This is a genomic window from Rhodomicrobium lacus, assembly GCF_003992725.1.
GTDB classification, from domain to species: Bacteria; Pseudomonadota; Alphaproteobacteria; order Rhizobiales; family Rhodomicrobiaceae; genus Rhodomicrobium; species Rhodomicrobium lacus.
The window spans coordinates 1,302,501-1,315,153 of sequence record NZ_RZNF01000012.1 but is presented as its reverse complement, the minus strand read 5'-3'; the positions used below and the strand labels follow the sequence as shown (position 1 = coordinate 1,315,153).

Sequence of the window (12,653 nt, the reverse complement as noted above, 5' to 3'; positions counted from 1 at the left end):
GGAGTGAGACATGGCCGAACAGGACACGATCGAACGCGTCAGCGAAATCGATGTCGACAAGTACAAATACGGTTTCACGACCGACATCGAGACCGTCCGCGCGCCGAAAGGTCTGAGCGAGGAGGTCGTTCGCTTTATCTCGGCGAAGAAGGACGAGCCGGAATGGCTGCTCGAATGGCGGCTCGAAGCCTATCGCCGCTGGCGCACGATGGAGGAGCCCACCTGGGCGCGCGTGCACTATCAGAAGATAGACTACGACGATTTGTATTATTATTCCGCGCCGAAGTCGGCCGAAAAGCCGAAGAGCCTCGACGAGGTGGACCCGGAACTGCTTCGCACCTACGAGAAGCTCGGCATTCCGCTGCGCGAACAGGCCGTGCTTGCGGGCGTGGAAGGCGCGGAGGTTACAGCGCCGCGCGTGGCCGTGGATGCGGTGTTCGACAGCGTCTCCGTTGTGACGACCTTCAAGGATGAACTTGCGAAGGCGGGCGTGATCTTCTGCCCGATCTCGGAGGCCGTGCGCGACCATCCCGAACTCGTTCGCAAATATCTCGGCAGCGTCGTGCCCACCTCGGACAATTATTTCGCGACGCTGAACTCGGCGGTCTACTCCGACGGCTCGTTCGTCTACGTGCCCGAGGGTGTCCGCTGCCCGATGGAGCTTTCCACCTACTTCCGCATCAACGAGAAGAACACCGGACAGTTCGAGCGCACGCTCATCATCGCGGACAAGGGCTCCTATGTGAGCTACCTCGAAGGCTGCACCGCGCCGATGCGCGACGAGAACCAGCTTCACGCCGCCGTGGTCGAGCTGATCGCGCTCGACGATGCGGAAATCAAATATTCCACCGTTCAGAACTGGTATCCGGGCGACAAGGACGGCAAAGGCGGCGTCTATAATTTCGTGACGAAGCGCGGCGATTGCCGTGGCCGGAACTCGAAGATCTCGTGGACACAGGTCGAAACCGGCTCGGCGATCACGTGGAAATATCCGTCCTGCATCCTTCGCGGCGACGGCAGCCGCGGCGAGTTCTACTCCATTGCCATCTCGAACGGCCGCCAGCAGGTCGACTCGGGTACGAAAATGATCCATCTCGGCAAGAACACGTCGAGCCGCATCATCTCGAAGGGCATCTCGGCGGGCCGGTCGGACAACACCTATCGCGGGCTTGTCTCGGCGCACCGCCGCGCCACGAACGCACGTAATTTCACGCAGTGCGACAGCCTGCTCATCGGCGACCAGTGCGGCGCGCATACGGTGCCATACATCGAGGCGAAAAACGCAACGGCGCAGTTCGAGCACGAAGCGACGACGTCGAAGATCTCGGACGACCAGCTGTTCTACTGCCTCCAGCGCGGGCTTTCGGAGGAAGAAGCCGTGGCGCTGATCGTGAACGGCTTCGTGCGCGACGTGCTTCAGCAGCTTCCGATGGAGTTTCTGGCCGAAACGCAAAAGCTCATCTCGATCAGCCTCGAAGGCAGCGTGGGTTAACGGATTGAACACGGCGCGAGCCACGGCGGAGGGGGAGACGAATGGCGCTGATACTGGCCGCATTGCTCGGCGCGTTTCTGTGCCTCATCGGCACCGCGATGATCTGGGCGCCGGGCAACGCCGTGCAGGCGTTCGGCATCGATCCGTCGCACCTGGCAGCGAACACGGACCTGATGCCAGCGCTCGGCGCGCGCGATATCTCTCTCGGGCTGATCGTGCTTTCGCTCGCGGTGGGGAGGCAGGCTCGGGCGGCGGGTTTCGCGCTTCTCGCGCTTTCGCTCGTGCCGCTCGCGGATTATGTGATCGCGGCGAAGTCGCTCGGCTGGACAGCGGCGGCGCGTCATCTGATAGGTTTTCCGGTGACGCTTATCCTCGGTTTGATTTTGGCACGGAGGCCAACATGAATGATTCTGTGAAAACACGCGGCGGTTACGGCTTGCCGATTGCGTTTGCCGTTCTGGTGATCGTGGCACTGGCCGTCATTTACGCTCTGACGGAGTCTGCTCAGCTCGTGCTCTACATTTTCTTCATTGCGCTTGGGATCGGCGCTTTCTGGTTCGACTGGCGGAAGACAAAGCGGGATGAACAACGCTTGCGTTCGGGTGGCGCGGACGGAACTCGGAGTTAGGAAAACAAATGCTTGAAATCAAAGACCTTCGCGCGGAAGTCGACGGCAAGGAAATCCTGAAAGGCTTCAGCCTTACGGTGCCGAAGGGCGAAGTTCACGCCATCATGGGACCGAACGGCTCGGGAAAATCCACGCTTTCCTATGTCCTCTCGGGCAAGGAAGGCTACGAGGTAACGGGCGGTTCGGCCACATGGAACGGCCAGGATCTGTTCGCCATGTCGCCGGAAGAGCGCGCGCAGGCGGGCGTGTTCCTCGCGTTCCAGTACCCGATGGAAATTCCCGGCGTCGCGTCGCTGACCTTCCTTCGCGCGGCGATGAACGCGCATCGCAAGGCGCGCGGCGAAGCCGAAATCTCGATCCCGGACTTCATGCGCGCGGTGAAGACAGAGGCGGAAAAGCTCGGGATCTCCATGGAGATGCTGAAGCGTCCGCTCAACGTCGGTTTTTCCGGCGGCGAGAAGAAGCGTAACGAAGTGCTGCAAATGGCGCTGCTGAAGCCGACGCTCTGCCTCCTCGACGAAATGGATTCCGGGCTCGACATCGACGCGATCCGCGTCGCTGCCGAGGGCGTCAACCGTCTCCGCTCGCCCGATACGGCGATGATCGTCATCACCCACTATCAGCGCCTGCTGAATTACATCGTGCCTGATGTGGTGCACGTGATGGCGCGCGGTCAGGTGCTGCGCTCGGGCGGCAAGGAACTCGCGCTGGAACTGGAAGAGTCGGGCTACGCGTCCTACGGCGCCGAAGCGGCTTAAGGAGCGGCCATGACCATTCATCAGACAATCACGGCCGCGGCCACGCCGGCAGAACAGCGCTTCCTCGACCTCTACGCGAGCGTAAGCGGCAGGCTGCCGGGTGCGGACGTTCCGGCGGTCAGAGCATGGCGCGAGGAAGCGCTCGACGCCTTCGCTGCGCTGGGCGTGCCGCATCGCCGCGTTGAAGCGTGGAAATACACCGACCTTCGCGCGCTGATGACCACGGTGCATCCGCTCGGTGGACTCGACGGCGCGGAGCAGGTCGATGTCAATGCGTCTCTCGGCCGAACGCTTGCAAACGTCGAATCCTATCGCGTCGTGTTCGCGGGCGGCAAATTCCGCCCCGATCTTTCGACCCTTCAAGGCGCGCCGGGCATCTCTTTCAAGCCGCTTTGCAGCAAACTGAAATCGGAAAGCGAAGCCGGAGACGCCCTTGCGGCACTCACCCTGCCGAAAGGTGATGTCGTCGCCGCGCTTTCGACGACGTTCGCGACTTCGGGCGCGCTGATTTCCATTGCGCCTGGCCGGAAACTCGACAAGCCGATCCACTTTATCGTCATCGCGCCGGGCGAAGGGAATGCCTATGCGCTGCGCAATGCGATCACGCTCGGCGACGGCGCGGAAGCTTCGATCATCGAGACGCATCTCGGCGCGGGCGCCTCGCAGGCATGGTCTTTCACGGCGCTCGAAATCGGCAAGGGCGCCACACTCAAGCACGCCCGACTGACCCAGAGCGAAGCCTCGCTGCATCTGTCCTCCGCCACCGTCACGCTTGGTGAAGGCGCGGTTTACGAGCCGACTCACGCAGCAATCGGCGGCGCGCTGACCCGCTCGGAGGGAACGATCCGTTTCACCGGACCGCATGCGCGCGCAACCTATAACGCTGCCATTCTGGCGCGCGGTCGCAGTCATGTCGATTTCACCCTCGTTGTCGATCACGCAGCGCCGCATTGCGAAAGCCGCGAACTCGTCAAGGCCGTGCTCGACGACCGCGCGAGAGCCGTTTTCCAGGGCAAGGTTGCCGTGCAGCGCGGCGCGCAGAAGACCGACGGAAAGCAGATGGCGAACGCGCTGCTCCTCTCGAACGACGCCGAATTCGATTCGAAGCCCGAACTTGAGATTTTTGCCGACGATGTCGTCTGCGGCCATGGCGCAACGGCGGGCCAACTCGACGAGGATCTGATGTTCTATCTGCAGGCGCGCGGCATCCCTGAGACGCAGGCGCGGGCGCTCCTCATCGCGGCGTTCGTCGGCGCGGCGCTCGATACGGTCGATAACGAAGGCTTGCACGCCGCGCTGGACGAAAAGGTTGCGGCATGGCTCGCTGCGAAGTAGAGCCTCCTCGGGAGAACAAGTGATGACCCTGATTGAGAAAGACATCGCGGCTGCTTCCTACGATCTGGAAGCGATCCGCAGAGACTTCCCGGCGCTTTCGCTCGAAGTCTACGGCAAGCCGCTCGTCTATCTCGACAACGCGGCGAGCGCGCAGAAGCCGAAAGTTGTGCTCGACGCGATTCTGAAATCTTATTCCGAAGAATATGCGAACGTGCACCGCGGGCTGCACTACCTCGCGAACGCGGCGACGGCGGCATACGAAGGCGGCCGCGAGCGCGTGGCGAAGTTCCTCAACGCGCCGAGTTCGGAGCAGATCGTCTTCACGAAGAATGCGAGCGAGGCCATCAACCTCGTCGCCGCGTCTTTCGGCGGGCTTCATCTGAAAGAGGGCGACGAAGTGCTGCTCTCGATCATGGAGCATCACTCGAACATCGTGCCCTGGCATTTCCACCGCGAGCGGCGCGGCGTCGTTCTCAACTGGGTGCCGGTCACGGACGAGGGCGAGTTTCGTCTTGAGGATTTCGAGGCAGCGCTCACGCCGAAAACTAAGATCGTCGCCATCACGCACATGTCGAACGTGCTCGGCACAACGACGCCGATCAAGGACATCTGCCGCATCGCGCACGCGCACGGCGCCTATGTGCTGATAGACGGCAGCCAGGGCGCGGTGCATTGCGACGTCGACGTGCAGGACATCGACTGCGATTTCTACGTCATCACCGGACACAAGCTTTACGGCCCGACGGGCATCGGCGCGCTCTATGCCAAGCGCGAGCATCTCGAAGCGATGCCGCCTTTCCTCGGCGGCGGCGAAATGATCGAGACCGTCACGCGGGACGCGATCAGGTACAACGACCCGCCCTACCGCTTCGAGGCAGGCACCCCGATGATCGCACAGGCGGCGGGGCTGACGGCTGCGCTCGACTATATCGACAGCATCGGCAAGGCGAAGATCCGCGCGCACGAACTCGATTTGCTGCGCTACGCCGAGGAGCAGCTGAAGCCGTTCAATTCGCTGCGCTTCATCGGTAGCGCGCGCGAAAAGGGCGCAATCCTTTCCTTCGCGATGGAGGGAGCGCACAGCCACGACGTGGCGACGATTCTCGACCGTTCGGGCATCGCGGTCCGCGCGGGCAGCCACTGCGCGGAGCCGCTGCTCGCACGCTTCGGGCTGACATCGACCTGCCGGGCATCCTTCGCCCTTTACAACACGCGCGCCGAAGTAGACGCGCTCGTCGAAGGGCTACAGAAAGCGGAGCGTTTTTTCAGATGAGCGAGACCATGGAACAGGCAAAGACGCGGATCGAAAACGCCCCGTGGGACGGACCTCAGGACGATCCGAAGCACAAGGATTTGCCGGATCCGTGCGCGCATACGGTGGAAACGGCGAAGTCGGCGCATGATGAGGTCGGCATTCCGCAGGAAGAGCTTGACCGGATCACGGACGCGCTGATCGCCGCCCTGAAGACGATCTACGACCCGGAAATTCCGGTCGACATCTACGAGCTTGGCCTCATCTACAAGATCGACATCAATTCCGACCGCGAAGTGGACGTGGAAATGACGCTGACAGCGCCGGGATGTCCCGTGGCGGGCGATATGCCGGTTTGGGTGGAAAATGCGCTCGGCGCGGTGGAAGGCGTGAGCCTCGTGCGCGTGAAGATCGTGTTCACGCCGCCGTGGGATCCATCTCGGATGTCGGACGAGGCGCGTGTCGCGCTCAACATGTTCTGACGCTGCACGATAAGGAGAGATATCTGGTTTCTGCCCACCGGCTCCCTATATCGGGGAAGAGCGGCGGATTTGAAATCGGCCTCACTTCTGTGGCGAGTGTGTTCGTCTCGCGAGACTATAGCGTCACATCAACAGCCGGAGCCTTTTGCGATCGGCGCGAAAGCTCCTTGGCGGCGAGCAAGGGAGGCGAAATTGGCAAGGTCTTTTGGCAAGGTCGTTACGCTGACCGATGCGGCGGCGGAGCGTGTAAAGGCCATCATGGGACGGTCCGAGACGCCCGTGGTGGGACTTCGCGTGGGCGTCAAAAAGGGCGGCTGCGCGGGGTTGGAATACACGATGGAGTATGCATCCGAGACGCGTCCCTTCGAAGAGGTGGTCGAAGAGAAGGGCGTGCGCATTCTCATCGAGCCTACGGCGATCCTCTACCTGCTCGGCACCGAAATGGATTACAGGACCGAGAAATTCACCTCGGGTTTTGTTTTCAAGAACCCGAACCAGACGAGCGCTTGCGGTTGCGGGGAGAGCGTCGAAATCAGCCCGGCGCAGGCAGGCGAGTAACACAAGGTTTTATCCGCAAACTCGTGTCGCTTCTTGCCGTCATGCGCCAGCCATGATGCGCGCGCGCATACGTGGCCAATCGATCCACGCCACTCATTGAATTTCAAGACTTGCAGCGTCCTGCCGTAAATCGGACGAGGCATGACGCTGCGATTTTCAGGCCCCGATCAGCGGGACGCCGATCTGGAGGAGGATCGTGTCGGGCGATATTTGCGAGTCCTCGACGGCCTCGGTTGCGCTGCGATCACGTTCGCCGTGGTCGCGACGATAACCGGTGTATCGGTCACCTGGGGCAGCGTGCGCCCGAGGAAGCGTTCGATGTTGCGCAGGCTGCTTCGTTCACTCATGTCGCAGAAGGAGATGGCGATGCCGTCGGTCCCTGCGCGCGCTGTTCGGCCAATCCGATGAACGTAGTTTTCCGGGTCGTTCGGCAATTCGTAATTGATGACGTGGCTGATGCTGTCCACATCGATCCCGCGCGCCAGAATATCGGTCGCGACGAGCACGCGCGCTTTTCCTATCCGAAGATTTTCAAGCGCCTTCTGCCGCGCCGCCTGGCTCTTGTTTCCGTGAATGGCCTCTGTGGCGATTCCGCCCTGCGCGAGACGTTCCGCGACACGGTTGGCGGAACGCTTGGTTCGGGTGAAGACGATGACCCGGTCGAACTCCGGCTGATCCAGCAGTCCGGCGAGCATGTTGGGCTTGTTGCCCGAGGAGACGAGGTGAACGCGCTGATCGATTCGTTCGACGGCGACCGTTTTCGCCGGAATGGTGACCCGGACGGGATCTTTCAGGATTTCCGCGGCCAGCGTCGCTATTTCCTTGGGCATCGTGGCCGAGAACATGATCGATTGCCTTTTCCGTGGCATGGCCTTCATGAGCTTGCGAACGTCGCGAATGAAGCCCATGTCGAGCATCATGTCCGCTTCGTCCATCACGAAGAAGGCTGTCTGCCCGAGGTCGACGGTGCCTTGGGACAAGTGATCCAGCAGGCGCCCGGGGGTCGCCACAAGGAAATCCACGCCCCGGCTCAACGCCCTTATCTGCGGGCCGATCGCGACGCCACCCATGATGACGGTGCTCGTCAGTTTCAGGTGTCGGCTGTAAGCCTTGAAGCTTTCGGCGATTTGCAGCCCCAGTTCGCGTGTCGGAACCAGGACGAGCGCTCGCGCGGTTTTCGGTTTGGGGTTGTCCTGCCGTTCCGCGAGAAGATGCAGGATGGGCAGCGCGAATGCGGCGGTCTTGCCGGTGCCGGTCTGAGCGAGGCCGAGCACGTCGCGGCCCTGCAGAAGATGGGGGATAGCCTTTTCCTGAATCGGCGTCGGCTGAACGTAGTTTTCGTCAGCGAGCGCGCGCAACAGGGGGGTTGCAAGCCCTAAGGCTTCGAAGGTCACAGAAGTCACGAGATTGTCCTTTGAGCCGCGCGGCACCCCTGAGATGCACACCTGACGGCAAAGAGCCTAAATCCACGCGCAGCTGGACGGCCTGATTATTGGAAAAAAACATGCGGCGGGTGAAGCAAGAAAATCCATGCTTCAGACTGCACGGCCGCAATTTGACGGCAAGCTGTCATCTATCCGGACCCATGTCAATCTCGCTTTTGACCGAGGGTGCCGGGTGTCGGGCTGGCGCGCAACGGGAGCGGCGCCGAGAGCCGATGCTTGTTCGAGCCTAACGCAAAGCCCCTGGCATCTGGCGAGCAAGCCACTCATCGACAGCCAGCTCGATGACGCCTTGCACATCGGTGCCTCTTGCCAGCGCGGCGTCTTTCAAGCGTGCGGCTGTCTCGCGCGACATCGAAAATGTCATATTGGTATTGGTATTTTCGAGCCTGCCTCGGGGCTTCGTAAGAAAATGCTTCAGATTTCGCTTTCTCACATGATCCTCGCCGCCATTCAGGTTACTCTCGCGCGTCCGGGTCTCTCGATTAATGAGAGTTCCCCCAATGTAAGGCGGTTGGAGATCTTGGACACCATGAAATGCAGCGGCACCGTTCAGCGCTCCCCATCCTGCGCTTAATCCGATGTGAACCCGGCCGAACGCATGGTGCGCAAGAGCTTTTCTCCGCTGTGCCCCGGGATTTCAGACCGGCCGATCATGCAGGAGTTGCCCATGGCGACGGAGGCGCAGCCGCCTGCTGGAAAAGGCCCGCAAACGGGAAACATCCTTGAAGTTCTTTTGGTGTTCCTCAGGCTTGGCCTTACCTCCTTCGGCGGGCCCATCGCGCACCTGGGATATTTCCGCGAAGAACTCGTCGTTCGCCGGAAATGGCTCGACGAACAAGCTTACGCTGAGCTTGTCGGCCTGTGCCAGTTTCTGCCCGGCCCGGCGAGTAGTCAGGTTTCGTTCTCCATCGGGTTGATGCGGGCGGGCTATGGCGGCGCGCTCGCGGCGTGGATAGGCTTCACGCTTCCTTCTGCCGTAGCACTGGTGCTTTTCGCCTACGGCGCGGGCGCGCTCGATGGGCCTGTGGGGCGGGGCCTGGTCCACGGGCTGAAACTCGTCGCCGTCGCCATCGTGGCGCAGGCCGTCTGGCACATGGCGCGGACGCTTTGCCCGGACAGGGAGCGAGCCTCGATCGCGGTCGTGTCGGCGCTCGTCATACTTTTCAGCTCGTCTTCGGCGGCCCAGATCGGCGCGATCGCCCTCGGCGGAGCCGCGGGCCTCTGGCTTTGTCGTCACGCGCCGCCTGTGCCTCCCCGCCCGATAAGGATGCCCGTTTCCCGCAGCGCAGGCGTGCTGGCGCTGATCGCTTTCTTTGGCCTGCTGATCGGCCTGCCGCTTGTCGATGTCATGACGTCATCGCCGCTCGTCTCACTGTTCGATGCGTTCTTTCGGTCCGGCGCGCTTGTGTTCGGCGGCGGACATGTGGTGCTTCCCCTTTTAAGCGAGGCAATCGTAGCGCCGGGGTGGGTTAGCGAAAGTGCGTTTCTGGCCGGGTACGGGGCAGCTCAGGCAATGCCGGGCCCGCTCTTTACCTTTGCGGCTTACCTTGGAACCGTGGCGACCATTGGCCCGCGCGGCATCGCGGGGGCCGTGCTGGGGCTGATCGGCATTTTTCTTCCCGGTATTCTTATCCTGCTCGGGACGCTGCCCTTCTGGGATACGTTCCGCCAACGAAGAGGTGCGCAGGCCGCCATGAGTGGCGTGAACGCTGCGGTTGTCGGTCTTTTGGCCGCCGCGCTTTACGATCCTGTCTGGACCGGTTCTGTCACGTCCATCGGCGATTTCGGGATCGCGCTCGCCGGCTTGGTGCTCCTGACCGCGTGGCGCGCGCCACCCCTTGCCGTTGTCGTCTTCAGCGCGCTTGGAGGGATCGCCATGGCGTTGGCACACTGAGACCGTCCCTCGAAATGAAGGCGGTGAAACGCGGCTTCGCGCAGCGCACCGGCTGATCCGAAGCGCCGCGCCGCGTCATGACCTAATGCTTCGGCCCCGCGATGGCTTCCGCAAGGGCGAGCGTCTGCCGCGCTATGTCGGCATGGAGGCGCTCCACCATGCGCCCGTCGAGGCTGATCGCGCCCTTGCCTTGGTTCTCAGGCAGGTTGAACGCGTCGACGATCTTCGTCGCGGCGGCGATTTCATCGGCCGAAGGCGAAAACACCTCGTTGCAGATGGCGAGCTGATTCGGATGGATGAGCGTCTTTCCGTCCATGCCCAGCGCGCGGCCTTGCACGCATTCCGCGCGGAATCCTTCCTCGTCCTTGATCGAATTGTAGACGCCGTCGACGACCGCAATGCCGTAGGCGCGCGCGGCGGCGACCGTCAGCGACAGCCATGCGAGGAGCGGCAGGCGATCCGCGCCCGGTTGAACGCGCGTGGCCTTCACGAGGTCGTTGGTGCCGAGCACGAAACAGGTCAGCGGCAGCTCGTTCGAGGCGGCGGCCTGCGCGATTTCCTTCAGGTTGAAAATGGCAAGCGGCGTCTCGATCATCGCCCAGAGCGAGATGGACGTGCCCTTCGGCGCCCGCTTGCGAGCGAGGTCGAGATCTGCCGCCGACTCGACCTTCGGCAGTAGGATCGCGTCGGGCATCGCTTCGAGCGCCGCCGCGAAATCCGCCTCGCCGTAGGGCGTCGAGAAGCCGTTCACACGGATGACGATCTTGTGCGCGCCGTAGCCTCCCGCCTTCACCGCTTCGCAAACCTGATTGCGGGCAAGCTCCTTTGCGTCGGGTGCGACTGCGTCTTCGAGGTCGAGAATGAGCGCGTCGGCGGGCAGCGTTTTCGCCTTTTCGAGCGCGCGCGCGTTCGAGCCGGGCATGTAAAGGACGCTGCGGCGAGGCTTGATCATCGGGTGTTCTCCTTAGGATATAACTCAACTTTGCATTGAGCAGGCAAGCGCATTGCCGCCATCGGCAAAAATTTTGCGAGCCAAGGCGGCGCAATCCGCGTAAGACTGTCCAAAAAGAGCGCGCGGTCCATATGGCGAAAGTTCTATCGATCTCGTCACAGGTGATTTACGGGCATGTCGGCAATTCCGCGACGGCCTTTGTCATGCAACGCATGGGGCATGATGTCCTGCCCTTGCCCACGATTCTGCTCTCGAACCGCCCCGGTTACAAGGCGCTCGCCGGCGAGCCGATCGACGTAGACAAGCTCGATGCGCTGCTCCGCGCGGCGGAGGAAAACGGCCGGCTTGCCGAGATTGACGGCATACTGACGGGATATATTCCGACGCCAGCCCATGCGGAGTTTTGCCGCCACTGGATCGCGAAGATCAGGGCCACAAATCCGGCGGCGCTTTATTTGTGCGATCCGGTCATCGGCGACCTTCCGCGTGGCCTTTATGTCAGCGAGGCGACAGCCGAGGCGGTGCGCGATGTGCTTCTGCCGGAAGCCGATGCCGTGACCCCGAACCTTTTCGAACTCGGATGGCTGGCAAAGCGCCCAATCGCCAGCCCGGCGAGTGCTGTTGCGGCGGCCCTGACGCTCGCGCGACCGACCGTTGTCGTAACTTCCGGGCCTGCTGGAAAACCCGACGCGCTTGCCAACATCCTTGTAAAAGGTGGCGAGGTCTTTGCCACTGTGTCGGCAAAGCGCTCGCTTGCCGCACACGGCACGGGCGATGCGCTTGCGGCGTTTCTGTTGTCTTACAAGCTGAACGGCTTTGTCGCGAGCGCAGCTCTTCGCGCATCCACCGCGGCCATCGAGGCGGTCGTCGACAAAAGCGAGGGGCGCACCGAACTTGCGTTGATCGAAACGCAAGCCATCTGGGCCGCGACCGATCCCTTGCTCGCGTCGCTTGCATCGCTGCCCGGCCTCGACGACGAAGACGAGACGATCTGATCAGCCGGCAACACGAATTTGCTGCATGACGCGGCAGGCGGGCTTATCGCTCGACCGTCGCGAGACGCGTCTTCACCGGTGGGCGGCGCATCAGATCGTCGATGCGGGCTCGTTCCTTGCGGAAATCGGCGAGCAGGCGCCCTTGAAGTTGGCGCGCCTTCGGAATCTTGATCGAAAGCGGATTGGTGAAGCGGTTGTTGATGAGCACTTCATAGTGGAGATGCGGACCCGTCGACATGCCGGTGTTGCCGAGATAGCCGATGACCTGGCCCTGTCGGACCTTGACGCCCGTCGCGACCCCTTGGGCGAAACGCAGCATATGGCCATATGCGGTCTTGTAGCCGTTCGCGTGGCGGATGCGAACGTAATTGCCGTAGCTGCCGTTGCGCTCCGCCGTTTCGATCACGCCATTGCCGGAGGCGTAGATCGGCGTGCCGATCGGGCCTCCCCAGTCGACGCCGGAGTGGAGCCGAAGCGTATGCAGCAGCGGGTGCTTGCGCCAGCCGAAGCCGGATGTCAGACGGGCGCCGCGAATGGGGGTACGCATCAGAAACTTCTTCGAGTTCGATCCCCGATCGTCAAAATAGTCGACACCCTCGTTCGTGCGGAACCGATAATAGCCGTGCGTCTCTCCCCCGATGGTGACGGCGGCGTAAAACAGTTCGCCGGGGCGTTCCGTGCCGTTTTCGTCCTGCACCAGATCGAAAAACAGCTCGAAACTATCGCCCGCCTTCACGCGCTGCTTGAAGTCCACATCATAGGAGTGGACCTTTATGAACTTCATGAGGAAGTCGTATGGAATTTCCTGCGATTGCGCCGCGCGATAGACGCTGAGATAGACGCTCGCCCTGTCGCCGAATGT

The 12,653-nt window shown here is 62.0% G+C and carries 13 protein-coding genes (1 of these 13 only partly in view); 10 read left to right on the top strand and 3 right to left on the bottom strand.

What is annotated here, in order from left to right; all coding sequences use genetic code 11:
• Positions 1–10 precede the first annotated feature (10 nt).
• The 8 genes from sufB (at position 11) to EK416_RS15415 (ending at position 6,505) form a co-directional block, all read left to right on the top strand.
• Positions 11–1,492 (top strand): Fe-S cluster assembly protein SufB, encoded by a 1,482-nt coding sequence (sufB, locus tag EK416_RS15450; protein WP_127079044.1) that lies wholly within the window; start codon positions 11–13, stop codon positions 1,490–1,492.
• 41 nt (positions 1,493–1,533) lie between these two features.
• Positions 1,534–1,896, top strand: coding sequence for a DUF4267 domain-containing protein (locus tag EK416_RS15445; protein WP_127079042.1), 363 nt, complete (start codon positions 1,534–1,536; stop codon positions 1,894–1,896).
• Entirely contained in the window at positions 1,893–2,120 is a 228-nt protein-coding gene (locus tag EK416_RS15440) for a hypothetical protein (protein ID WP_127079040.1), read from the top strand. Before EK416_RS15445 ends, EK416_RS15440 begins: the two co-directional genes overlap by 4 nt.
• Positions 2,121–2,128: 8 nt before the next feature.
• On the top strand, positions 2,129–2,878 hold the full coding sequence (sufC, locus tag EK416_RS15435) for a Fe-S cluster assembly ATPase SufC (protein ID WP_127079038.1): 750 nt from the start codon (positions 2,129–2,131) through the stop codon (positions 2,876–2,878).
• 9 nt (positions 2,879–2,887) lie between these two features.
• Complete coding sequence (sufD, locus tag EK416_RS15430) at positions 2,888–4,213, top strand: Fe-S cluster assembly protein SufD (RefSeq protein ID WP_127079036.1); 1,326 nt, start codon at positions 2,888–2,890, stop codon at positions 4,211–4,213.
• Between the two features lie 22 nt (positions 4,214–4,235).
• Positions 4,236–5,486: a cysteine desulfurase gene (locus EK416_RS15425; RefSeq protein WP_127079034.1), complete on the top strand. Its 1,251-nt coding sequence runs from the start codon at positions 4,236–4,238 to the stop codon at positions 5,484–5,486.
• Positions 5,483–5,947 (top strand): SUF system Fe-S cluster assembly protein, encoded by a 465-nt coding sequence (locus tag EK416_RS15420; RefSeq protein WP_127079032.1) that lies wholly within the window; start codon positions 5,483–5,485, stop codon positions 5,945–5,947. The genes EK416_RS15425 and EK416_RS15420 overlap by 4 nt, the downstream gene beginning before the upstream one ends.
• Positions 5,948–6,139: 192 nt before the next feature.
• On the top strand, positions 6,140–6,505 hold the full coding sequence (locus EK416_RS15415) for a HesB/IscA family protein (RefSeq protein ID WP_127079030.1): 366 nt from the start codon (positions 6,140–6,142) through the stop codon (positions 6,503–6,505).
• A 167-nt stretch (positions 6,506–6,672) separates the two neighbouring features.
• Here the strand turns inward: EK416_RS15415 and EK416_RS15410 are convergent, their stop codons facing one another.
• On the bottom strand, positions 6,673–7,908 hold the full coding sequence (locus EK416_RS15410) for a DEAD/DEAH box helicase (protein WP_127079028.1): 1,236 nt from the start codon (positions 7,906–7,908) through the stop codon (positions 6,673–6,675).
• 709 nt (positions 7,909–8,617) lie between these two features.
• On the opposite strand from EK416_RS15410, the gene chrA reads away from it, so the two are divergent.
• A complete protein-coding gene (chrA, locus tag EK416_RS15405; protein WP_127079026.1) occupies positions 8,618–9,844 on the top strand; it encodes a chromate efflux transporter in 1,227 nt (408 codons plus the stop codon).
• Between the two features lie 82 nt (positions 9,845–9,926).
• Here the strand turns inward: chrA and EK416_RS15400 are convergent, their stop codons facing one another.
• Positions 9,927–10,796 carry an HpcH/HpaI aldolase/citrate lyase family protein gene (locus EK416_RS15400; RefSeq protein ID WP_127079024.1) on the bottom strand — a complete coding sequence of 290 codons (870 nt, stop codon included), beginning with the start codon at positions 10,794–10,796 and terminating at the stop codon, positions 9,927–9,929.
• Between the two features lie 131 nt (positions 10,797–10,927).
• On the opposite strand from EK416_RS15400, the gene pdxY reads away from it, so the two are divergent.
• Positions 10,928–11,791: a pyridoxal kinase gene (gene pdxY / locus EK416_RS15395; RefSeq protein ID WP_127079022.1), complete on the top strand. Its 864-nt coding sequence runs from the start codon at positions 10,928–10,930 to the stop codon at positions 11,789–11,791.
• Positions 11,792–11,834: 43 nt separating this feature from the next.
• Here pdxY and EK416_RS15390 read toward each other — a convergent pair whose 3' ends face one another.
• Positions 11,835–12,653, bottom strand: partial view of a M23 family metallopeptidase gene (locus tag EK416_RS15390; protein WP_127079020.1) — the end only. It continues 1,182 nt past the right edge of the window; only the last 819 of its 2,001 coding nucleotides appear in the window; its start codon lies off the right edge, out of view — the gene reads right to left on this strand; its stop codon occupies positions 11,835–11,837.